17 protein-coding genes are annotated in these 20,817 nt (G+C 75.7%); 2 read left to right on the top strand and 15 right to left on the bottom strand.

Features of this window, described 5'->3' with window-relative positions; genetic code table 11:
* Positions 1–17: 17 nt before the first annotated feature.
* On the bottom strand, positions 18–2,312 hold the full coding sequence (locus KGD84_RS14265; protein ID WP_220560823.1) for an FdhF/YdeP family oxidoreductase: 2,295 nt from the start codon (positions 2,310–2,312) through the stop codon (positions 18–20).
* 378 nt (positions 2,313–2,690) lie between these two features.
* On the opposite strand from KGD84_RS14265, the gene KGD84_RS14260 reads away from it, so the two are divergent.
* The gene (locus tag KGD84_RS14260) at positions 2,691–3,647 is read left to right on the top strand and encodes a Dyp-type peroxidase (RefSeq protein WP_220560821.1); all 957 of its coding nucleotides are present in this window, start codon (positions 2,691–2,693) and stop codon (positions 3,645–3,647) included.
* Between the two features lie 30 nt (positions 3,648–3,677).
* Here KGD84_RS14260 and KGD84_RS14255 read toward each other — a convergent pair whose 3' ends face one another.
* The 6 genes from KGD84_RS14255 to KGD84_RS14230 all read right to left on the bottom strand — a co-directional run bounded on the left by KGD84_RS14255 (position 3,678) and on the right by KGD84_RS14230 (position 10,050).
* Positions 3,678–4,907: a hypothetical protein gene (locus KGD84_RS14255; protein WP_220560820.1), complete on the bottom strand. Its 1,230-nt coding sequence runs from the start codon at positions 4,905–4,907 to the stop codon at positions 3,678–3,680.
* A 185-nt stretch (positions 4,908–5,092) separates the two neighbouring features.
* Positions 5,093–5,902, bottom strand: coding sequence for an ABC transporter ATP-binding protein (locus KGD84_RS14250; protein ID WP_220560819.1), 810 nt, complete (start codon positions 5,900–5,902; stop codon positions 5,093–5,095).
* Positions 5,899–6,963, bottom strand: coding sequence for a FecCD family ABC transporter permease (locus KGD84_RS14245; RefSeq protein ID WP_370634689.1), 1,065 nt, complete (start codon positions 6,961–6,963; stop codon positions 5,899–5,901). Before KGD84_RS14245 ends, KGD84_RS14250 begins: the two co-directional genes overlap by 4 nt.
* A gap of 11 nt (positions 6,964–6,974) precedes the next feature.
* Positions 6,975–8,018: a FecCD family ABC transporter permease gene (locus KGD84_RS14240; protein WP_255646540.1), complete on the bottom strand. Its 1,044-nt coding sequence runs from the start codon at positions 8,016–8,018 to the stop codon at positions 6,975–6,977.
* Positions 8,015–9,043, bottom strand: coding sequence for an iron-siderophore ABC transporter substrate-binding protein (locus KGD84_RS14235; RefSeq protein WP_220560818.1), 1,029 nt, complete (start codon positions 9,041–9,043; stop codon positions 8,015–8,017). Before KGD84_RS14235 ends, KGD84_RS14240 begins: the two co-directional genes overlap by 4 nt.
* Positions 9,044–9,243: 200 nt before the next feature.
* Positions 9,244–10,050: a helix-turn-helix domain-containing protein gene (locus KGD84_RS14230; protein ID WP_255646539.1), complete on the bottom strand. Its 807-nt coding sequence runs from the start codon at positions 10,048–10,050 to the stop codon at positions 9,244–9,246.
* Between the two features lie 110 nt (positions 10,051–10,160).
* On the opposite strand from KGD84_RS14230, the gene KGD84_RS14225 reads away from it, so the two are divergent.
* Positions 10,161–11,366: a cysteine desulfurase-like protein gene (locus KGD84_RS14225; RefSeq protein ID WP_220560817.1), complete on the top strand. Its 1,206-nt coding sequence runs from the start codon at positions 10,161–10,163 to the stop codon at positions 11,364–11,366.
* 21 nt (positions 11,367–11,387) lie between these two features.
* Here the strand turns inward: KGD84_RS14225 and KGD84_RS14220 are convergent, their stop codons facing one another.
* The 8 genes from KGD84_RS14220 to KGD84_RS14185 all read right to left on the bottom strand — a co-directional run bounded on the left by KGD84_RS14220 (position 11,388) and on the right by KGD84_RS14185 (position 20,694).
* The gene (locus KGD84_RS14220) at positions 11,388–12,788 is read right to left on the bottom strand and encodes a PEP/pyruvate-binding domain-containing protein (protein WP_220560816.1); all 1,401 of its coding nucleotides are present in this window, start codon (positions 12,786–12,788) and stop codon (positions 11,388–11,390) included.
* Positions 12,785–13,369, bottom strand: a complete 585-nt coding sequence (locus tag KGD84_RS14215; protein ID WP_220560815.1) for a transcriptional regulator — start codon at positions 13,367–13,369, stop codon at positions 12,785–12,787. Before KGD84_RS14215 ends, KGD84_RS14220 begins: the two co-directional genes overlap by 4 nt.
* 85 nt (positions 13,370–13,454) lie before the next feature.
* Complete coding sequence (locus tag KGD84_RS14210) at positions 13,455–15,242, bottom strand: ABC transporter ATP-binding protein (protein ID WP_220560814.1); 1,788 nt, start codon at positions 15,240–15,242, stop codon at positions 13,455–13,457.
* Positions 15,239–16,996: an ATP-binding cassette domain-containing protein gene (locus KGD84_RS14205; RefSeq protein WP_220560813.1), complete on the bottom strand. Its 1,758-nt coding sequence runs from the start codon at positions 16,994–16,996 to the stop codon at positions 15,239–15,241. Before KGD84_RS14205 ends, KGD84_RS14210 begins: the two co-directional genes overlap by 4 nt.
* Positions 16,997–17,044: 48 nt before the next feature.
* Positions 17,045–18,088, bottom strand: a complete 1,044-nt coding sequence (locus KGD84_RS14200; RefSeq protein WP_220560812.1) for an ABC transporter substrate-binding protein — start codon at positions 18,086–18,088, stop codon at positions 17,045–17,047.
* Positions 18,085–18,885 (bottom strand): ABC transporter ATP-binding protein, encoded by an 801-nt coding sequence (locus KGD84_RS14195; protein WP_220560810.1) that lies wholly within the window; start codon positions 18,883–18,885, stop codon positions 18,085–18,087. Before KGD84_RS14195 ends, KGD84_RS14200 begins: the two co-directional genes overlap by 4 nt.
* A complete protein-coding gene (locus tag KGD84_RS14190; protein WP_220560809.1) occupies positions 18,882–19,988 on the bottom strand; it encodes a FecCD family ABC transporter permease in 1,107 nt (368 codons plus the stop codon). The genes KGD84_RS14195 and KGD84_RS14190 overlap by 4 nt, the downstream gene beginning before the upstream one ends.
* Positions 19,989–20,238: 250 nt before the next feature.
* Positions 20,239–20,694 carry a hypothetical protein gene (locus tag KGD84_RS14185; protein ID WP_255646538.1) on the bottom strand — a complete coding sequence of 152 codons (456 nt, stop codon included), beginning with the start codon at positions 20,692–20,694 and terminating at the stop codon, positions 20,239–20,241.
* Positions 20,695–20,817: the final 123 nt, after the last annotated feature.

Raw genomic sequence — 20,817 nt, 5'->3', positions numbered from 1 at the left:
GCCCCGGCGGGCGGGGCTCAGCCGGCCGCGGCCGGGGTGACCCGGACCAGGACGTTCTTCATCAGCGGCTGGTCGCTCTGGGTGCTGTAGTCGGCGATCCCGACCAGGGCGTTCATCTCCGGCATGTAGCCGGCGGCGCTGCCGCGCGGCAGGTCGTAGCGCAGGGCCCGGTAGCCGCTCAGGCGGCGGCGGGTGCCGTCCTTGGAGCGGGACTCGATGTCGACCAGGGCGCCCTCGGCGATGCCGCGGGCGCGCATGTCCTCCGCGTTCATGAGGACCAGGGTGCGCAGGTTCCTCACGCCCCGGTAGCGGTCGTCGTCGGAGTAGACGGTGGTGTTCCACTGGTCGTGGGAGCGCATGGTCTGGAGGACGAGCACGTCGCGGTCGGCGGGCACCACGTCGGGCAGCGCCGCGGTGGAGAACTCGGCCCGCCCCGAGGGGGTGAGGAACACCAGCTCGCGGGCGGGCTGCTTGATGCGGAACCCCAGCGGGAGCCGCACCCGGCGGTTGAAGTCCTCGAACCCCGGCAGGACCCTGGCCATGGTGTCGCGGACGCGGTCGTAGTCCCCGACGTAGTCCTCCCAGGGGGTGGCGCTGTCGGGCAGGGCCGCCCGCGCCATCCCCGCGATGATCGCCGGCTCCGACAGCAGGTGCGGGGAGGCCGGGCGCTTCATGCCCACCGACAGGTGGACCATGCTCATGGAGTCCTCCACCGAGGTGGCCTGGAGGCCGGTGCGCTGCTCGTCCTTCTCGGTGCGGCCCAGGCACGGCAGGATGAGCGCCTCCCGGCCGTGCTCCAGGTGACTGCGGTTGAGCTTGGTGCTGACGTGCACGGTGAGGTCGCACCGGCGCAGGCCCTGCGCCGTGTACGAGGTGTCCGGGGCGGCCAGGACGAAGTTGCCGCCCATGCCGACGAACACCCGGACCCGGCCCCCGTCCCCGTCGTCCCGGTTCATGGCCTCGATGGTGCCGACGGTGTCCAGGCCGTGCTCGCGCGGCGGGTCGATGCCGCACACCGACGCCAGCCGGTCCAGGAACTCCTCCTTGGGGCGGTGGTCGATGCCGCAGGTGCGGTTGCCCTGCACGTTGCTGTGCCCGCGCACCGGCGAGGGGCCCGCGCCCTCACGGCCCAGGTTGCCGCGCAGCAGGAGCACGTTGACGATCTCGCGGACGGTGTCCACGCCGTGTTCGTGCTGGGTGATGCCCAGGCACCAGCTGATGAGGGTCCGCTCGGACCGGTGGTACACCTCGGCCGCCTCCAGGATGGCGGCGCGGGACAGGCCCGACTGGTGCTCCAGCTCCTCCCAGGGGGTGTCGGCGCACACCTTGCGGTACGCCTCGAACCCGGACGTGTAGCGCTCGATGAACTCGGGGTCGACGGCCCCGGGGTCGGTCTCCAGGCGTTCCAGCAGCGCCTTGGCGATGCCGCGCATGAGCGCCATGTCGCCGCCGGGCCGGACCCGGAGGTTGAGGCTGCTGGTGGGGGTGGCCTTCATCAGGGCCATGTCGACGAAGTCGTGCGGGACGATGGCCCTGCGGGCGGCGGCCTCGACCATCGGGTTGACGTGCACGATCCGCGCGCCGCGTTTGCGGGCCTCGGTGAGGGCGGTGAGCATGCGGGGCGCGTTGGAGGCCGCGTTGACGCCCATGATGAACAGGGCGTCGGCGGTCTCCCAGTCCTTGAGGTCGGCGGTGCCCTTGCCTGTGCCCAGCGCCGCGGTCAGCGCGCGGCCGGACGCCTCGTGGCACATGTTGGAGCAGTCCGGGAGGTTGTTGGTGCCCAGCTCGCGGGCCATCAGCTGGTAGAGGAAGGTCCCCTCGTTGCCCAGGCGCCCGGAGGTGTAGAAGGCGGCCTGGTCCGGGGAGTCCAGCCCGCGCAGGTGGCGGCCGACGAGGTCGAAGGCGTCCTTCCAGGCGATCGGCACGTACCTGTCCGTGTCGGCGTCGTAGACCAGCGGTCCCACCAGCCGCCCCTGGGCCTCCAGGTCGTGGTCGCTCCAGGTCTTGAGCTCGGTGACGGTGTGCCCGGCGAAGAACTCCTTGCCCGCGCGCCTGTGCGTCATCTCCCAGGCGACGTGTTTGATGCCGTTCTCGCAGATGTCGAGCTTGAGGCCCTTGGTGTCGTCGGGCCAGGCGCAGCCGGGGCAGTCGAAGCCGCCGTTCTCGTGGTTCATCCTGAAGACGGCCCGGGGGCCGTCGATCCACTCGCCCTCGCCCTTGAGGACGTTGGCGACCGACAGCGCCGCGCCCCATCCGGCCGCGGGGTGGCGGTAGTCGCGCCGGGACCACCGTTCCTTCTTCTCGTCCGCCATGAGGCCCTCCCCGGTCGTCGTCCGCGGTCCCCGCCGCGGCGGACGGAAAAAGAGGAATTCCTTGCGGACGTTTGAATCGGCCGATACCGACGCCTCCGGAGATATCCGGAATATCCCCGGAAGCGCACCGGCACCGATCGCACGGACACGCTCCTGCGCCGTGGAACCGCAGATCACGGCGCCGCCATCATACGGTCCGGGAGATGCCCCGACAATCACCGGGGGAATCCGCGGGCGCCGCCCCGCCACGACACACCGCGTCCTTTACCGCCCCGGGGAAAGGGGCCGGCGCATGCGAACATGAACGGCGGACAATGGCGGACTCGGGCCCTTCCGGTGAAATCTCCGGCGGCCGGGCGGAGGAAGGGCGTGGGGCGGATGGCGGACGGGAACCGGTCCCAGGCGGTGGCGGTGCCGCCGGCCAGAGCCGCCGTGGTGCTCGTCCTGACCGTGCGGCCCGGGCCGCCGGACCCGGTGCGCGAGCTGCTGTCGGACGCGGCGGGGATCGTCCGGGCCGTGGGGTTCCGCGCCCCCGGCGAGGCGCTGAGCTGTGTGGCCGGGATCGGCGCGGACCTGTGGGACCGGCTCTACGCGCTCGGGCGCCCGCCCGGGCTGCACCGCTTCCGCAAGGTCTCCGGCGACCGGCACACCGCGGTCTCCACACCGGGCGACCTGGCCTTCCACGTGCGGGCGCACCGCATGGACCTGTGCTTCGAGGTGGCCCGCCGGCTCACCGAGCGGCTGTCGGGGCTGGCCGACGTGGTCGACGAGGTCCACGGGTTCCGGTACTTCGACGAGCGGGACCTGCTGGGGTTCGTCGACGGCACCGAGAGCCCCACCGGCGCGGAGGCGGTGGACACGGTGCGCGTCACCGGCGGCGACCCGGTGTTCGACGGCGGCTCCTACCTGGTGGTGCAGAAGTACGTGCACGACCTGGGCGCCTGGGAGGCACTGCCGGTGGAGGAGCAGGAGCGGGTCATCGGCCGCCGCAAGCTCAGCGACATCGAGATCCCCGACTCGGAGAAGGCGCCGGACTCCCACGTCGCGCTGAACACGATCACCGACGACGACGGGAACGAGCTCAGGATCGTCCGGGAGAACATGCCGTTCGGTTCGGTGGGCGAGGGCGTGTTCGGCACGTACTTCATCGGCTACGCCTCGGATCCGGCCGTGATCGAGCGGATGCTGCACAACATGTTCGTCGGGGACCCGCCCGGGAACCACGACCGGATCCTGGACTTCTCCACGGCGGTCACCGGGTCCCTGTTCTTCGTCCCGCCCGCCGGCCTGCTCCAGGACCCTCCCCCGGCGCCGGGCCGCGGCGGAGAGCCGTGACGGCCCGGGGCCGCCGCCGGGGGCGGCCGGTCACGGGGCGCCGCGGGAGGCGGCGGGGAGGGACGCCGCGGCCGCTGCCAGGACGCGCCTGAGGGTCTCCTTCTCGATCACCGCTCCGAGCCGGGCCAGCGCCCGGGCCTCGGGCGGCCCGCCCCATCCGGCCAGGACGCGCACGGCGGCCGAGGCGGCGCGCTCCGCGCGCACCTTCCGCGAGCCGCCCGGGCCGGTGCCCGTGAAGGCGGCCGTCCGTTCCAGGACGGGCACCGCCGCCTCCCGGGCCTCCTCGGGCAGCAGGTCCGCACACCAGACGGCGCCGTGCAGGATGTCCTGGACGTGCGGCCGCAGGTGGTCCGCGGAGGTGTCCCACCGGTCCCGGGGCCCCGCCTCCGGCAGGGACGGCACCAGGTCGAGGATTCCCAGCACCGTCGCCGCCGCGTCCGGGAGCGCGGCCAGGTGTCCGGCGGTCCGGCGCCGCCACGCGGCGGAGGGTCGGGTGGACGGCGGTTCCAGGAGGTGGACCAGCAGGTCGGCCGTGCCGGTGCCGGTCCACAGGTCGGGGCGGGCGGTCGACAGCAGGTCGCCGAGCAGGTCGCCCGGGGGGAGGACGTCCTCCGGTGTGCGCGACCGGTCCAGGCGCTGGAGGAGCCGCAGCAGGCGCACGTGCTCGGGCCCCGGGGCGGGCGGGCCGGAGCTTTGATCCCCCCGGCCCCCGAACCGGCGGGCCCCCATCTCCTCCAGCTGCGCCAGGTGCTCCGCCGGGGCGTCCGCGGTCAGGCGCTCGCAGACGGCGAGCACGGAGTGCACGTCCACGACGTGGGCCAGGCACATGTCCAGGTACAGCGACAGCAGGCCGGCCTCCCAGGGTGCCCCGTCCTCCCGCAGGTGGCGGTGCAGGACCCGGTACACGTCGTTGGCCGCCGCGTCCGGCGGGGTGATGGCGCGGCCGATCCCGTGCCGGCGGGCGGGGACGAGCTCCGTCCAGACGAGCAGCCGGTGGCGCAGGTCGGCGGGCAGCGCGTCGGTGAACACGCGGGGAGCCCAATCCGGGCGCGGCCCGGTGCCGGCCCGCCCGCGCCGGGCGGTGCCCACCGCGGGGGTGTCGCGGACGACGGCGTCGAGCCCCTCCACCGCCGCGGCGAGGCCGGGGGTGTACAGCAGCGCGAGGAACTCCGCGGTGCGGATGCCCCCGAGCGAGAACCGGGCGGCCGCCCCGTCCGCCCAGGCGCGTGCCCCGTCCCCGGGGCCGGCCGCGGACGTCACGGCCGCCCGCCCGTCCGGGGCGCGGAGCGGGCGGGCGCGGTCCCGGGCCGGCCGGAGGCGGCGCGGCGGCCGCTCCGGGGGCTCTCGTCCACGGCGGTTCGGGGCACGGGGGCGTCTCCTCCACGGCAGGGGTCCGGCGGTCCGCCCACCCTAGCCGCCGGGCCCGACACCGGCCGGTCCGGCGGTCAGTCCGTGGAGGGGTCGTGGTGGCGGCCGATGGGCAGCATCAGCGGCCGCCCCGACACCGGGTCGGTGATGATGCGGCTGCGCAGGCCGAAGACCGCCTCCACCGTCTCGGGCGTGAGCACCTGCTCGGGGGCGCCCGCGGCGTGCAGCCTCCCGTCGGCCAGGGCGATGAGGTGGTCGGCGTAGCGGGCCGCCAGGTTGAGGTCGTGCAGCACCATCACGATGGTCGTGCCCAGGGACCGGTTGAGGTCGGTGAGCAGGTCCAGGACCTCCACCTGGTGGCTGACGTCCAGGAACGTCGTCGGCTCGTCGAGCAGCAGCAGGTCCGTGCGCTGGGCCAGCGCCATCGCGATCCACACCCGCTGGCGCTGCCCGCCGGAGAGCTCGTCCACCGGCCGGTCGGCCAGCTCCAGGGTCCCGGTGGCCTCCAGGGCGGCGGCCACCGCCTCGTCGTCCTCGCGGGTCCACCGCGAGAACACCCCCTGGTGGGGGTGGCGGCCGCGGCCCACCAGGTCGCTCACCGCGATCCCCTCGGGGGCGATGGGCGACTGCGGCAGCAGCCCCAGGGTGCGGGCCACCTGCTTGGACGGCATCCGGTGGACCTTCTCGCCGTCCAGCAGCACCTGCCCGGACCGGGGGGACAGCAGCCGCGACATGGCCCGCAGCAGCGTGGACTTGCCGCAGGCGTTGGCGCCGACGATCACGGTGATGCGCCCCGGCGGCACCGCCAGGTCCAGGTCCTCGATGACGGTCCGGTCCTGGTACCCCAGGGTCAGGTCCTCGACGAGGAGCGAATGGGCCGTGGTCACAGGGAGCCTCCCGCGCGGTGGGTGCGGACGATCAGGTACACGAGGTAGGGCGCGCCCAGCACACCGGTGACGACGCCGACGGGGAACCGGGTGCCGAGCAGGAACTGGCCCGCGAAGTCCGCGACCAGCACCAGCAGCGCGCCGACCAGGGCGGCCGGCAGCAGCAGGGACCCGCCCGGGCCCACCAGGCGGGCCGCGATGGGGCCGGACAGGAACGCCACGAACGCGATGGGGCCCGCGGCCGCGGTCGCGAACGAGATGAGCCCCACCGCCGCGACGATGAGGACCAGCCGGGTGCGGTCCACCCGCACCCCCAGCGCCGCGGCGGTGTCGTCGCCCAGCCGCAGGGCGTCCAGGTCCCCGGCCCGGGCCAGCAGCACCGGGGCCAGGAGCGCCAGGGCGGTCGCGGCGGGGACGACCGCCTCCCAGCCGGCCCCGTTGAGGCTGCCGGTCAGCCAGCGCAGCGCCTCCTGGAGGTCCCACTGGGCGGCCCGGTCCAGGATGTGGTCGGTGATGCTGTGGAGCATCGCGGCGATGCCGATGCCCACCAGCACCAGCCGTCCGCCCGCCACCCCGTTGCGGTACGACAGCAGGTACACCAGCAGCGCCACGGCCAGGCCGGAGGCGATGGCGAACACCGACACCCCGACGCCCTCCAGGGAGAGCACCACGATCGCGAAGGTGGCGCCCGTCCCGGCCCCGGCACTGATACCGATGATGTCGGGGCTGGCCAGCGGGTTGCGCAGCATGGTCTGGAAGGTGACGCCGGCCAGGCCGAAGCTCAGTCCGGCGACCACGGCCAGCACGGCCCGGGGCAGCCGGAGCCGTCCGACGGTGAACGAGGCGCCGGGCACGTCGCGGCCCAGGATCACGCCGATGACGTCGCCGGGCGGGTAGAAGGTCCTCCCGACCATGAGGGTGACGGCGAACCCGGTCGCGATGAGGACGCCCAGGACGGTGATGACGACCAGGCGCCGCCGGCCGCGGGCGCGCCGCCCCCGGGCGACGGCGGACACGACGGCCTCGCCGGGGGCGGGGACGGGGGACCGGGTGGTGTCGATGGCGGAACCGCTCACAGTGCACGGACCTTGTGTCGGCGGACGATGGAGATGAAGACGGGGGCGCCGATGAGCGCGGTCACGATGCCGACGTCGAGTTCCGCCGGCCGGGCGACGATGCGGCCCAGGACGTCGGCGGCGGTCAGCAGGGCGGCGCCGCCCAGGGCGGAGAACGGCAGCAGCCAGCGGTGGTCCCCGCCGATGAGCATGCGGAAGGCGTGCGGCACCACCAGGCCGACGAACGCGATGGGCCCGGTGACGGCGGTGGACGCCCCGCACAGGACCACGGCGCCCAGGGAGGCCGTGGCGCGGGCGGTGGCCACCCGGGCGCCCAGCCCGGCGGCGAGTTCGTCGCCCAGGGCGAGCAGGTCCAGGCCGCGCGCGGACAGCAGGCACAGCAGGAGGCCGACCACCAGGAACGGCAGGACCTGGGACACGGCCTCGAAGGTGCCGCCGCCCACGCCGCCGATCTGCCAGGAGCGGACGCTCTCGGCGATGTCGCCGCGCGGCAGGGCCACGGCGGTGATCAGCGAGGTCAGCGCGGCCGAGGTGGCCGCTCCCGCCAGGGCGAGCTTGAGGGGGGTGGGGCCGCCGCGGCCCAGGGAGCCGACGACGTACACGGCGACGGCGGTGGCCGCGGCCCCGGCGATCGCCACCCAGATCTGGGAGGTGGCGGTGGCCAGCCCGAAGTAGGCCATGCCGGTGACCACGGCCAGCGAGGCGCCCATGTTGACGCCCAGGATGCCGGGGTCGGCCAGCGGGTTGCGGGTGACGCCCTGCATGACCGCTCCGGCCAGGCCCAGCGCGGCACCGGCCAGCACCGCGAGCACGGTGCGGGGGATGCGCTTGGCGACGGCCGCCCGGCCGAAGCCCTCGGTGTCGCCGCCCAGGGCGGCGAGGATGTCGGGCCAGGAGACGCTGCGCGAGCCCACGGTGACCGAGGCGAACATCAGCCCCAGGAGCACCGCGGCGAGCAGGAGCAGCCACAGGGCCTTGGCGCGCCGGGGGCGCCGCACGACGGCGGCGCCCACGGCTGCTGAGGTGTCGTGCACGGTCACTCGGCCTTGTCGGCGGCCTCGGACAGCAGAGACAGGTAGTCGTCCAGGACCCAGGAGATGGCCAGCGGGGTCGGGTTGGCGGCGGTGCCCAGCGGGTCGGTGCCGGGCAGGGCGACGATGGCGCCGCTCTCGACGGCGGGCATCTGGGACAGCAGCGGGTCGCCCTCCAGCGCCTCGACCAGCTCGTCGCCGCCGTAGGTGACGATGATGTCGACGTCACTGAAGGCGTCGGCCTGCTCGGCGCTGTGGGTGAGGGAGAACGCCTCGGTCTCGGCGGAGGCGGTGGCGACGCTCTCGGGGGTGGACAGGCCCAGGTCCTCGAAGAAGAGGGCGCGGGTGTCGTGGGTGGTGTAGAAGCTGACCTCGCTCAGGTCGGAGGTGTCGACGTGGGTGAGGAACATCGTCGACTTGCCCTCCAGGGAGGGGTGCTCGGCGGCGGCCGCGGCGATCTCCTCCTCCAGGTCGGCGACGAGCGCCTCGCCCTCCTCGGCCATGCCCATGGCCTGGCTGTTGAAGCGGATCATGTCCTGCCAGGGGGTGCCCCAGGCGGTCTCGGGGTAGGCGACGACGGGGGCGATCTCGCTGAGGGTGTCGTAGTCCTCCTGGGTGAGGCCGGAGTAGGCGGCCAGGATGACGTCGGGCTCGGTGTCGGCGACCGCCTCGAAGTCGATGCCGTCGGTCTCGTCGAACAGCACGGGGGGCTCGGCGCCGAGCTCCTGGAGCTTCTCGTCGACCCAGGGCAGCAGGCCGTCGCCGTTGTCGTCGCCGAAGTCGGCGGCGGCCATGCCCACGGGGACGACGCCCAGGGCCAGGGGGACCTCGTGGTTGGCCCAGTTGACGGTAGCGATGCGCTCGGGCTCGGACTCGATGACCGTGGTGCCCAGGGCGTGCTCGATCGTGATCGGGGTCCAGTCCCCGGAGGCCCCGCCCTCCGGCCCGGCGGGCTCGTCGGAGGAGCAGGCGGTGAGCCCGAGGGTGAGCAGCGCCGCCGCGGCGGCGGCGGTGGGCGTGAGAACGCGGGACATGGTGTCCTTCCGATCAGGGGACCGCGCCCCGGCGGCCGCGGCCGTCGCCGCCCGCCGGGGAGTCGTCGCAGGGCAGGGGCACCCGCGACAACGGAAGATAAGGGTTGCCTAACCGAACTTAGGGTGCATTTACCCGGCGCGCAATCACGCAGATGTGACAACCTTTGTCGCGAAACGGACATTCGTCCCCCGGAACGCCGTCACCCGGCCCGGAAACGGCCGGGGCTGGTGCCCGTGATGCGGCGGAACGCCGTGCCGAAAGCGCTCGCGGAGTGATAGCCGACACACGCCGCCACGTCCTCGATGTCCTCCCCGCGCGACAGCAGCGCGATCGCGTGCCGCACCCGCGCGGTGGCCACCCAGCGGCTGAAGCCCAGCCCGGTCCCGGCCCGGAACGCCCGCGTGATGGTGCGGGTGCTCACCCCCAGCCGGGCCGCCCACGCGGCCAGGGTGGTGGTGTCCGCCGGGTCCGCCAGCACCGCCTCCACGATGGGGGCCAGCAGCGGGGACTCGGGGATCTGCAGCAGGATCTCGTTGCGGGCCGGGGCGATCAGGTCCAGCACCATACCCTCGGTGCGGGCGCGCTCGTCCCCGGACAGGTCCCCGTGGTCCAGGCGGTCCAGCAGCAGCCGCAGCAGCGGCGTGACCTCGACCGCCACCGGCCGGTCGGCGATCGCGGGCACCGCGTGCACCCCGAAGTGCGCGGCCCGGTGCCGGGTCCCGGCGGGCGTCCACCCGCTGTGGCGCACCCCGGCGGGGATCCACAGGCCCACGGTCGGCGTGATGGTCCACACCCGCGTCCCGACCGTCGCCGAGGAGGCGCCGTGCTCGTTCCACAGCAGCTCGTGGGTGGGGTGGGCGTGCTCCTCCCAGAAGGTGTCGCGGGCGATGACCTCCTCCGAGCCCCACACCACGAACGGCACGTCGATCTCCCCGGCCTCGTACACGGGCAGCCGGCGGTTGTCGAACCCCGGGTCCGCACCGGGAAGGACGTCTCGTATGACCACGTCGTTCAGGGTACGGCCCCGGCGCGCGGGCGGCCGCGCCCCGCCCGCGCCCGCGGGGGTGGGCGGTGCGATGCTGTCGGTGACCCGCAGGCATTCGACGGAGGAGCCCCATGACGGCGTTCGACCTCGGCGCGTTCCGCGCGCAGTTCCCCTCCCTGGATTCGGGGATCGCCCACTTCGACGGGCCCGGCGGCACCCAGACCCCGGTCCGGGTCGGGGAGGCGATCGCCCGCACGCTCACCGGGCCGCTGTCCAACCGGGGGGCGTCGGCGGCCTCGGAGGCCAACGCCGAGGCGGCCGTGGCGGCGTTCCGCCGCGCCTACGCCGACCTGCTGGGGTGCGCGCCGGAGGGCGTGGTGTACGGGCGCAGCGCCACCCAGATCACCTACGATTTCTCCCGCCACCTGTCCCGGGACTGGGGCCCCGGCGACGAGGTCGTGGTCACCCGGCTGGACCACGACTCCAACGTCCGCCCCTGGGTGCAGGCCGCCGAGCGCACCGGCGCGACCGTGCGGTGGATCGACTTCGACCCGGCCACCGCCGAGCCCGACCTGTCCGGGCTGGACGCGGTGATCAACGAGCGCACCCGGCTGGTGGCCGTCGGGGCGGCCTCCAACCTGCTGGGCACCCGGGTGCCCGTGCGCGCGATCGCCGACCGCGCCCACCGGGCGGGCGCGCTGGTCTACGTCGACGGGGTGCACCACGCCGCCCACGCGGTGGTGGACGTGCGGGAGCTGGGCGCCGACTTCTACGTGTGCTCCCCCTACAAGTTCCTGGGCCCGCACTGCGCGGTCCTGGCCGCCGACCCGGCGCTGCTGGAGACCGTCGTCCCGGACAAGCTGGTGCCCTCCACCGACGCGGTGCCCGAGCGGTTCGAGTACGGCACCCTGCCCTACGAGACCATGGCCGGGGCCACCGAGGCGGTGGAGGTGCTGGCCGACCTCGCCCCGGCGGGCGGCGACCGGCGCGGGCGGCTGGCCGCCGCCCGCCGGCTGCTGGAGGAGCACGAGGTGTCGCTGCGCGACAGGGTCGAGGCGGCCCTGGCCGGGCTGGGCGGGGCGGTGGAGGTGCACTCGCGGGCGGCCGATCGCACGCCGACGCTGTTCATGACCTTCCCCGGCCGCCGCAGCGCCGACGTCTCGCGCCTGCTCGCCGAACGCGGCGTGCTGGCCCCCGCCGGGAGCTTCTACGCCTACGAGGCGTTCGCCCGGCTGGGCGTGGACGACACCGCCGGGCTGCGCGTGGGCATGGCCCCCTACACGGCGGAGGAGGACGTCGACCGCCTGCTGTCCGCCCTCGCCGACGCCCTGCGCTGACCGGCCGCCGTGGGCCCCGGGTCAGCGGGCCAGGGCGCGGTGGGCGGCGGCCAGGCGGTCGGTGTCGGTGCCCTCCCCGGCGCCGGTGACGGCGTCCGCCCAGGCCAGGAGGGTGTCCACGGCCGAGTCGGCGGGCGGGGGCGCGGTGGGGCGCTCCCCCAGGGCGACCCGGCCGGTGGTGCCGTCGAGGGTGAGGAGGTCGCCCTCGGCGACCCAGCGGTCCCCCGCGCGCACGCGCCCCGGTTCGACGTGCAGGCCGACCGCGCCCACCACCGCGGGCCGGCCCAGGGCGCGGGCCACCACTGCGGCGTGCGAGGCGGCCCCGCCCCGGGCAGTGAGCACCCCCGCCGCGGCGGCGAGCCCCGCCATGTCCGCCGGGGAGGTCTCCGGGCGCACCAGCACCACCGGTCCGCGGGCGGCCATGCGCACCGCCGACGCGGTGTCGGTGGCGATGCGCCCCACCACCGCTCCGGGGCCCGCGGGGGTGCCGCGGGTCCACAGGTCGGCGCCCTCGGCCAGGACGGGCAGCCGGGCGCGTTCCAGGTCGGCGGTCGCGACCCGCGCCAGCGCCTCGGCGCGGGTGATGACGCCGTGTTCGGCGAGGCCGACGGCGGTGCGCACGGCCGCGGCTCCGGTGAAGCCCGCGGGGCGCACCTGGAGGAGCCACAGCCGCCCCGTCTCGACGGTGAACTCCAGGTAGCAGGCGTCCCGGTAGTGGGCCTGCGTGCGGTCCAGGGCGTCGCACAGGTCCGCCCACGCGCGCGGCTCGCGCTCGGCCAGGGCGGTCAGGGGCAGCGGCAGCGCACGCCCCGAGACCACGGCGTCGCCCCGGCTGCGGAAGAGCACGTCGCCGGCGGGGCCGGGCGACCCGTCCACCGGGTCGCGACCGAACGCCACCCCCGAGGCGCTGCGGTCGTCGCGGTCGCCGTCCACCATGGCCTGGACGACCACCGCCGTGCCCGCGTCGCCGTCGATCCCGTGCAGCGCCCGGTAGGTGCGCGCCCGCGGGGCGTCCCAGGACCCGAGCACCTCGACGAGGGCCGCCGTCAGCCGTTCCCGGGCCCCCTCGGGCCCGGCGCCGGCGCCCCCGACGGGCGGCGCGCCCAGGCCCAGGACGGTGGCCATCATGCCGGGCATGGACACCGCGGCGCCCGAGCGCACCGACACGGTCAGGGCCGGGGTGCCGCCCAGGGTGCGGCCGGTCCGCCGCTCCAGGGCGGCCAGGGCGGCGCGGACCTCCGCCTCCAGCCCGTCCGGGAGGCGGCCCAGGCTGCGGAAGGCCCGGCAGGCCCCGGTGGTGACGACGAACCCCGGCGGCACGGGCAGGCCCAGGCGCCGCAGGGTGATGAGGCCGTGGGCCTTGCCGCCGATGTCGCCGGGCCCGTCGGCCACGGCCGGGTCCAGGGGCCGCACCCACCTCATCGGGGGACCCCCAGGGTGGCGAGCAGGTCCTCGTGGAGCTGGAACCAGAGCGTGTGGTAGGAGGCGAGGTGGTCGGTCAGGTACTCCGTGCGCCCCGCGCGGGCGTGCTCCAGGGCGCGGGCCAGGCCGGGCCGGTACCGGCCGAACCGGGGCAGCGCGGCGGCGAGCGCGTCGCAGACCGGGGCCGCCCGCCGGTCCAGGTCGGCGAACAGGTCCAGGACGCGGGCCTCGGCGGCCGGGTCTCCGGGGCGGCGCAGCTGCCAGGCCGAGCACAGGTCGAGGAGTTCGGGGTTGAGCTCCAGGAACCGCTCGTAGGCGGCCGCGACGGCCGGTCCGGCCCCGGCTGCCTCCAGCTCCCGGGTCCGCGCGCGGGCGTCGGCCTCCCGTCCGGCCGCGGTCTGTCCCCAGCCGCCGAAGGGCCCGCTGTGGCGGACCACCAGCCCGTCGACGGCCAGGTCGATGAGGGCGGACTCGGCCTCGTCCGGGTCCAGGCCGGTGACGGCCGCGACGGTCTCCACGGAGCTGAACCCGATGCAGCGCAGGGTGGACAGCACCGCGGCGGGGGGATCGGTGGACGCCATGTCCGCACCTCACGCCTTCTCAGATGTCGATGACATCCAGATGATAACCACATCTGGATGCCCGTGGCGTCCGGAGTTTCGATCCTCAGCCCGGGGCGTCCAGCTGGGGGGCGACCAGGCGCCGGTAGGCGGGGCAGTCCCGGAGCAGGTCGGCGTGGGCGCCGTCGCCCACCGGGACCCCCGCGTCCAGGACGATGATCCGTTCGGCGCGCACCAGCGTGGTCAGGCGGTGGGCGATGGTGATCGTGGTGCGGCCCGCCCGGGCGGCGGCGATCGCCTCCTGGACGTCGTGTTCGCCGACGGCGTCGAGCTGGCTGACCGCCTCGTCCAGGACCAGCACCCGGGCCGGTTTCAGCAGGGTGCGGGCCAGGGCCAGCCGCTGGCGCTCGCCGCCCGACAGGGAGCGGCCGTTGTCGGCGAGCACCGTGTCCAGGCCCTGTGGCAGCCGCCGGACCACGTCGTCCACCCGCGCCGCCTCCAGCACCCGCCACAGGTCGGCGTCGCCGAGGTCGTCGTCGGTGGCCAGCAGCAGGTTGTCGCGCACCGTCTCCCGGAACAGGGCGACGTCCTGGGGCAGCAGCGACACCACCCCCGGCAGCGCCGGTCGGGTGTAGCCGGGCAGGGGCGCCCCGGCGGCCTCCACCCGGCCCTGCCCCGGGTCCACGCACCGGGCCAGGACCTGCGCGAACGTGGACTTGCCCGACCCCGACCTCCCGGCGATCGCGATGTGCTCCCCGGGCCGGACGCGCACGGTCAGGTCCCGCACGGCCGGGCGGGCCGACGCCTGCGCGTCGACGTCGCTCCACCGGAAGGTCACCCCCTCGGCCCGCACCCGGCCGCCCTCCTCGGGCGGCGCGGCCAGGTCGCCGTGGGCGGCGACCGGCGGGCGCGCGGTCAGCAGCGCGCCGATCCGCGCCGCGGCCTCGCCGGTGGTGCCGTAGTGGCGGGTCATCGCCGCCCATTGCAGGACCGGGGCGGTCGCCATGGTGGCCAGCACGATCGCGAAGGGCACCGCCTCGGGGGCGAGGGTGCCGCGCTCCAGCTGCCAGGCGGCGGCCGCCGCGGTGGCCACCGCCGCCAGCAGGGCGACCGCGCCCAGCACGGCGGTCTCGGCCCCCGAGCGGCGGGCGTTGCGGAACTGGGCGGTGAGCAGCCGGTCGTCCAGGGCGGCCAGCCGCTCGGCCCGCCGGGGCACCAGCCCGTAGCCGACGATCTCGCGGACGGCCCCGGTGTTCTCGGCGACCTCGCCGCCCAGTTCGGCCAGCGCGGTGCGGATCCGCTCGCCCTGGGGGCGCGCCCACCGCCGGGCGGCCAGGGTGAGGGCGACGGACAGGGCCAGGACGGGAGCGGTGAGCAGGGCGGCGGGCGGGCTCACCGCGGCCAGCGCGCCCCACAGCAGCGGGGTGGCCGCCCAGGCGCTGAGCGTGTAAATGGAGGAGTGGGCGTAGAAGATCTCCAGCGCCTCGGCGTCCGACAGGGACGAGGTGAGCAGGTCGCCGGAGCGGCGGCGGGAGAGCCCGGCGGGGGCGAGCCGGGCCAGGGCGTCGTACACCCACAGCCGCACCCGGGCCAGCACCCGGAAGCTCAGGTCGTGCGAGAGCCAGGACTCCAGCCACGAGGCGGCCGACCGGACGGCCACGGCCGCCAGGGTGGCGGCCGCCGGTGCCGCCAGGTCGGCGGGCCCGCCGCCGGCCAGGACCGTGACGACGGCCCACACCCCGCCCAGCGCGGCGCCCGCCTGGGCCAGCAGGGCCAGGGTGTTGAAGGCGACGGCCGCCAGGTACACGCCCCGGTGGCCGGCCAGGGCCGCCCACATGCCGGGCCAGGTGGCGAGTCCGGCCGCGGGCGGCGCCGGCCCGGTCGCGGCGGTCATCGCACGCCTCCCGTCCCCGCGCGCTGGGCGTCGACCAGCCGCGCCCAGTGCCCCTGCCCCAGTGCCAGTTCCCCCGGCGGGCCGAACTCCGCCACCCGCCCCCGGTCCAGGACCAGGACCAGGTCGGCGTGCGCGACGGTGGAGAGCCGGTGCGCGATGACGACCATGGTGCGCTCGCCGCGCCCGGCGCGCAGGAAGCCGGTGATGAGCGCCTCGTTCTCCGCGTCCAGCGCGCTGGTGGCCTCGTCCAGGAGCAGCAGCCGGGCGTCGGCGGCCAGGGCGCGGGCCAGGGCGACGCGCTGGCGCTGGCCTCCCGAGAGCAGCCGCCCGCCCTCGCCGACGGCTGAGTCGAGGCCGTCGTCCAGCTGCCCGGCCACGTCGTCCACCCGGGCCCGGGCGACGGCGTCGGCGACCCGGGCGTCGGCCTCCGGTCCGGGGGGACCGGCGGCGAGGGCGATGTTCTCCCGGATCGTGCCGGACAGCAGGACCACGTCCTGTGCGACGCGGGCGGTGCCGCGGCGCAGCCCGGACAGCGACAGGTCGGCGAGGTCGCGGCCCTGGAGCAGGACCCGCCCGGAGTCGGGGTCCATGTCGCGCAGCAGCAGCCGCCCCAGGGTGGTCTTGCCCGCGCCGGAGGCGCCGACCACCGCGAGCACCGAGCCCGCGGGGACGGCGAACGACACCCCGCGCAGCGCGGGCCCGGCCGCGCCGGGGAAGGTGAAGTCCACGTTCTCGAAGGCCACCGAGGGCGGCCCCGCCCACTCCGCCGGCGCCGCCCCGGGCCGGTCGCGGACGGGGGGCTCGGTCTCCAGCAGCCGGGTGATCGCGCCGGCCGCGGCGATGCCGTGGAACCCCTCGTGCCAGTACCCGCTCAGCTCCTGCTGGGGGCGGAAGCACTCGGCGGACAGGAACAGCACCAGCAGCACCGACTCCAGGGGCAGCGAGCCGCGGGAGGCCTCCAGCGCCGCCGTGAGCGTGGCCCCGGCCGTCCCGACGGACATCGCCGCGTTCATCACCGCCGACACCCCCAGCGAGGCCCGCATGTTCGCGGTCGTGGCCGCGCGCAGGTCCTCGGCGGCCCCGGCCAGATGTGCGCGCCGCCGGTCGGCGGCGCCCAGCGCCACCAGGGTCGGCAGGCCGCGGACGGTGTCGCCGACCCGGTCGGCGAACGCCTCGAATCTGTCCCAGTGGTCCCGGGCCCGGTCGCGCAGGACCAGGCGCCACAGGCGCTGGGCGAAGGGGACCGTGAGCACGCACACCAGCACCACGGCCGCCACCGGCGGGGAGACCGCGACGAGCACGGCGAGCAGCACCGCCGGGACCGCCCACGACACCAGCAGCTGGGGCAGGTAGAACCCGATGTAGCCCTGGAGGTGCTCGACCCCGTCGACGGCGGTCGGCTGCACCCCGCCGCGCCCCCGCGGCCAGGTGTGGCCGGGGCCCAGTTCGTAGATCCGGTCCATCACCCGGGCCCGGACCGCCCGTTTGACCCGGGCCGCGGTGGCGGTCGCCAGCTGGTCGCGGACCCACAGGCAGACCCCGCGCCCGGCCGCGCAGGCGGCGGTGGCGGCCAGGGCGCCCGCCACCGCCGGCGCGCCGCCGTCCCCCCAGCGCAGCAGGGCGCCGGTCACGGAGGCCAGGCCGAAGGCCACCCCCACGGAGAACCCGGCGGCCGCCACAGCAGCGGCCGCGGTGGCGGCGACGCCGCCGCGTACGGGGGCCAGGAAGGGCCGGATCCCTCGGTTCAGGTACATCGCCGGGCCTTTCGTCTGCGGTAGGGGGCCGGTGGCGGACGGGACCGGTCAGAACAGGTCGGGGTGCAGTTCGGCGGCGATCCGCTCGACCGCGTCGATGTTGCCCAGGGTCCCGGGGAACAGGTCCGAGTTCGGCACCGCGACGAGCCGGTCCCGGGCGACGGCCGACACGTCGGGGAAGGTCTCGGCCAGGTACGCGCGGGTGGCGGCCTCGTGCTCGGCGTCGTTGACGGAGAACACGATGACCTCGGGGTCGCGCGAGGTGATCTCCTCCGGGGTGACGACGGCGGCGAAGAACTCGGCGAAGGCGGGTTCGTCGCGCTCGAAGACGTTGTCGCCGCCGGCGCGGTCGATGATGTCGTACTCCACGCCGCCGCCGATCGCGGAGAGGGTCGTCCCCTCGACGTAGAGCTGGGCGACGCTCGGCCGCTCGGCCCCCTCGACGGTGCCGGCGACCTCCTCCAGCCGTGCGCGCCCCTGCTCGGAGAGCTCCTCGGCCCGCTCGGTGACGGAGAAGACCAGGCCGAGGTCGGCGATGTCGGTGAACAGGTCGTCGACCGTGCCGGCGGCCCGGCGGTCGGAGCAGCCGCCGGTGGCGGTGTAGGCCTCGGCCCCGGCGCCGGCGAGCTGTTCGATGCTGGCGAAGCCCTGCTCGGCGGTGAACTCGTAGTCCGTGGGCGAGTAGACGAAGTCGGGGGCCGCGCCGAGCAGGTCCTCCCGGGCGGGCGGGGCCTCCTCGCTGAGCACGGGCACATCGGTGAGCTGCGCGGTGATGTCCTCGTCGAGCTCGTGGTGGGCGACCTGGGCCTGGCCGACGAGGCGGTCCGCCAGCCCGAGTTCGACGAGGAGCTCGGTCTGGGAGGGGCTCAGGCCGACAACGCTCTCGGGCGCGGACTGGAACGTCAGCTCCCTGCCGCAGTTCTCGACGGTGACGGGGTACCCCCGGCCGGCCTCCTCCCCTGCCGCGGGCACGGGCTCCACCGAGGTCCCGCAGGCGCTCAGGGCCAGGGCGGTGCCCGTGAGGAGGGCGAGAGCGGTGAGGGGGCGGCGCCCCCGGGATACGTGCCGCCGGGTCGTGTGCTGCCGGTTCATGCGGTTCCTTCCGTGAGGGTGTCGGGGGCGGCGGGGCGGGCCACGCCGTGCAGGAGCAGGTGCGGCCGCCGGGGGCCGTGGACGATGTCGGCGTCGACGCGGAAGCGGTCGCGCAGGACGTCGGGGGTGAGGACCTCGGCGGGGGTGCCGGACCTGTCCAGGCGGCCCTCGACGAGCAGGGCGACCCGGTCGCAGTGGGCCAGGGCCAGGTCGAGGTCGTGCAGGGCGATGAGGGTGGTCAGCCCGAGCTCGCCGATGAGGTCCATGAGTTCGAGCCGGTGGGCGGTGTCCAGGTGGTTGGTGGGCTCGTCCAGGACGAGCACCCGGGCCTGCTGGGTGATCGCCCGGGCCAGCAGGACCCGCTGGCGCTCTCCCCCGGACAGTTCCGCGACCTGGCGGCCGGCCAGGCCGAGCACGCCGACCCGGTCCATCGCCTCCCGGGCGATGTCCAGGTCCCGGTCCGTGTCGGGGGAGAACCCGCGGTGGTGGGGGGTGCGGCCCAGCAGGACGGACTCCAGGGCGGTGATCCCGAAGTCCTCGTGGGAGTCCTGGGCGACCACGGCGACGCGGCGGGCGACCTCGCGCGGCCGCAGGTCGCGCACGTCGTCGCCGTCGAGCAGCACGCGCCCGGTGCTGGGGCGCAGCACCCGGCACACGGTGCGCAGCAGCGTGGACTTGCCGCTGCCGTTGGTGCCCAGGACGCCCAGGACCGATCCGGGGGCCGCCTCGACGGAGACGTCGTGGACCACGGTGCGGCTCCCCCGTACCACGGAGACCCCCTCCAGTACGACCCTCACCGGTCCATCCCCACGGTCGAGGCGCGGTCGCGCCGCAGCAGCCACAGGAAGAAGGGGGCGCCGACCACGGCGGTGAGGATGCCCAGGGGGACCTCCACCGGTGCGGCGACGGTGCGGGCCATCAGGTCGGCGGCGGCCAGGAAGACGGCGCCGCCGAGCACGCTCACCGGGAGCATGACCCGGTGGTCGGTGCCCACGAGGATGCGCGCGATGTGCGGGATGATCAGGCCGACGAAGCCGATACTGCCGCTCACCGAGACGACGGCGCCCACCAGGAGTGCGGAGACCAGCAGCAGGACGGTGCGCAGCCGGTCCACGGAGACGCCAAGGGAGGTGGCGGCCTCGTCGCCCGCGAGCAGGGCGTTGATCCCGCGCACGTTGGCGCCGACGACGACGAGCGCGGCGAGCAGCGCCAGGGCGGGCGCGAGCAGGGACCCCATGGTGGCGGCCGACACCGAGCCGAGCAGGAAGAACATGACGCTGAAGACGTTCTGCGCCTCGGTGGTCAGGGTGAGGTAGCTGGTGACGGCGCTGAACAGGGCGCCGAGCGCGACCCCGGCGAGGATGAGCCGCTGCGGGGCGATGCGGCCGTGCCTGCGGGCGATGAAGTAGACGGCGGCGGTGGCCGCGGCGGCCCCGGCGAAGGCCGCCGTCGAGAGCGACAGGCCGCCGACGGCCCCGCCCACGACGACCAGGACCGCGCCGACGCCCGCCCCGGAGGAGACGCCCAGGACGTACGGCTCGGCGAGCGGGTTGTGCACGACGGCCTGCATGAGCGCGCCCGCCAGGGCCAGGGAGGCCCCGGCCAGGGCGGCGAGCAGGGCCCGGGGGAGCCGGAAGCCCCACACCGCCTGGTCCTGGAGCACGGTGTAGGTGCCGTCGGTCATCCAGGGCATGCCCGGGACGAGGTGCCCCAGCAGCAGCCGGGCGGCGTCCAGCGGGGTCAGGTCGACCGCCCCGGTGGCGGCCGAGGCCAGGATCACGGCCACGAGGGCGGCCGCCAGGAGGAGCGCGGCGGGGAGGCCGCGCCGCCGCCGTCCGGGCCGGGCGGCCGGGGGCGGTGGCGCGGGGAGCCCGGCGCGGTGCGGGCTGCGCGTGCTCATGGGTCGGGGGTTCCTCTCCGGGGCCGTGGGGGCGGTGCGGGGGCGCGTCCGGCCGGGTGGGGGCGCACCCCGGCCATGCGGACAATGAAAACGGTTTTCGTTTCATGAGTATAGACCTCCGCGAAACGGGACGGATCCACCGCCCGCGGCTCCAGCCCCTCGGTCGCCCCGGGGCCGCGCGCCCGGAGCACGCGAAAGGGGGCGGAACAGCCGTTCCGCCCCCCGTGGCCCGCCGGGCCCCGTGCCCCGGTCAGGGACCGGTGGAGTGCTCGTCCCAGTGGCCGTCGTGCTCGCGGTGCAGGTGCCCGTCGTGCACGTAGTCCACGTGCCCCTGGTGGGGCACCGCCACGTGCCCGCACCCCTCCCCGTGCCGGTGGTCGTGGTCCTCGTGGACGGCGTGCCCCTCGTGCGCGCACTCGTCCCAATGGCCCTCGTGGCCGTGGTGCAGGTGCCCGTCGTGCACGTAGTCCACGTGCCCCTGGTGGGGCACCGCCACGTGCCCGCACCCCTCCCCGTGCCGGTGGTCGTGGTCCTCGTGGACGGCGTGCCCCTCGTGCGCGCACTCGTCCCAATGGCCCTCGTGGCCGTGGTGCAGGTGCCCGTCGTGCACGTAGTCCACGTGCCCCTGGTGGGGCACCGCCACGTGCCCGCAGGAGGCACCGTGCTCGTGGGTGTGGTCCTCGTGTACGAGGTGTCGCGTCGCCATCGCTCCCCCAGGGGCTCGGTCGGTCCCGCGCCGGCCCGCCGCCGCACCGCTCCGCGGCCGCGCGGCGGACCGGCCGCACAGGGACCAGTCGATCAGAGAACACCCTCCGCGGGGAACCTCGGT

This window comes from Nocardiopsis changdeensis (genome assembly GCF_018316655.1).
Taxonomy (GTDB): Bacteria; Actinomycetota; Actinomycetes; order Streptosporangiales; family Streptosporangiaceae; genus Nocardiopsis; species Nocardiopsis changdeensis.
This window is presented reverse-complemented; position numbering and strand designations above follow the sequence as displayed.

Bases quoted from the DNA above. Each gene is read 5' to 3' on its own strand.
- KGD84_RS14235 (WP_220560818.1), bottom strand. From the start codon at position 9,043: ATGTCCCGCGTTCTCACGCCCACCGCCGCCGCCGCGGCGGCGCTGCTC.
- KGD84_RS14215 (WP_220560815.1), bottom strand. From the start codon at position 13,369: ATGGCGTCCACCGATCCCCCCGCCGCGGTGCTGTCCACCCTGCGCTGC.
- KGD84_RS14190 (WP_220560809.1), bottom strand. From the start codon at position 19,988: ATGAGCACGCGCAGCCCGCACCGCGCCGGGCTCCCCGCGCCACCGCCC.
- KGD84_RS14200 (WP_220560812.1), bottom strand. From the start codon at position 18,088: ATGAACCGGCAGCACACGACCCGGCGGCACGTATCCCGGGGGCGCCGC.
- KGD84_RS14210 (WP_220560814.1), bottom strand. From the start codon at position 15,242: ATGACCGCCGCGACCGGGCCGGCGCCGCCCGCGGCCGGACTCGCCACC.
- KGD84_RS14185 (WP_255646538.1), bottom strand. From the start codon at position 20,694: ATGGCGACGCGACACCTCGTACACGAGGACCACACCCACGAGCACGGT.
- KGD84_RS14225 (WP_220560817.1), top strand. From the start codon at position 10,161: ATGACGGCGTTCGACCTCGGCGCGTTCCGCGCGCAGTTCCCCTCCCTG.
- KGD84_RS14205 (WP_220560813.1), bottom strand. From the start codon at position 16,996: ATGTACCTGAACCGAGGGATCCGGCCCTTCCTGGCCCCCGTACGCGGC.
- KGD84_RS14220 (WP_220560816.1), bottom strand. From the start codon at position 12,788: ATGAGGTGGGTGCGGCCCCTGGACCCGGCCGTGGCCGACGGGCCCGGC.
- KGD84_RS14260 (WP_220560821.1), top strand. From the start codon at position 2,691: ATGGCGGACGGGAACCGGTCCCAGGCGGTGGCGGTGCCGCCGGCCAGA.
- KGD84_RS14265 (WP_220560823.1), bottom strand. From the start codon at position 2,312: ATGGCGGACGAGAAGAAGGAACGGTGGTCCCGGCGCGACTACCGCCAC.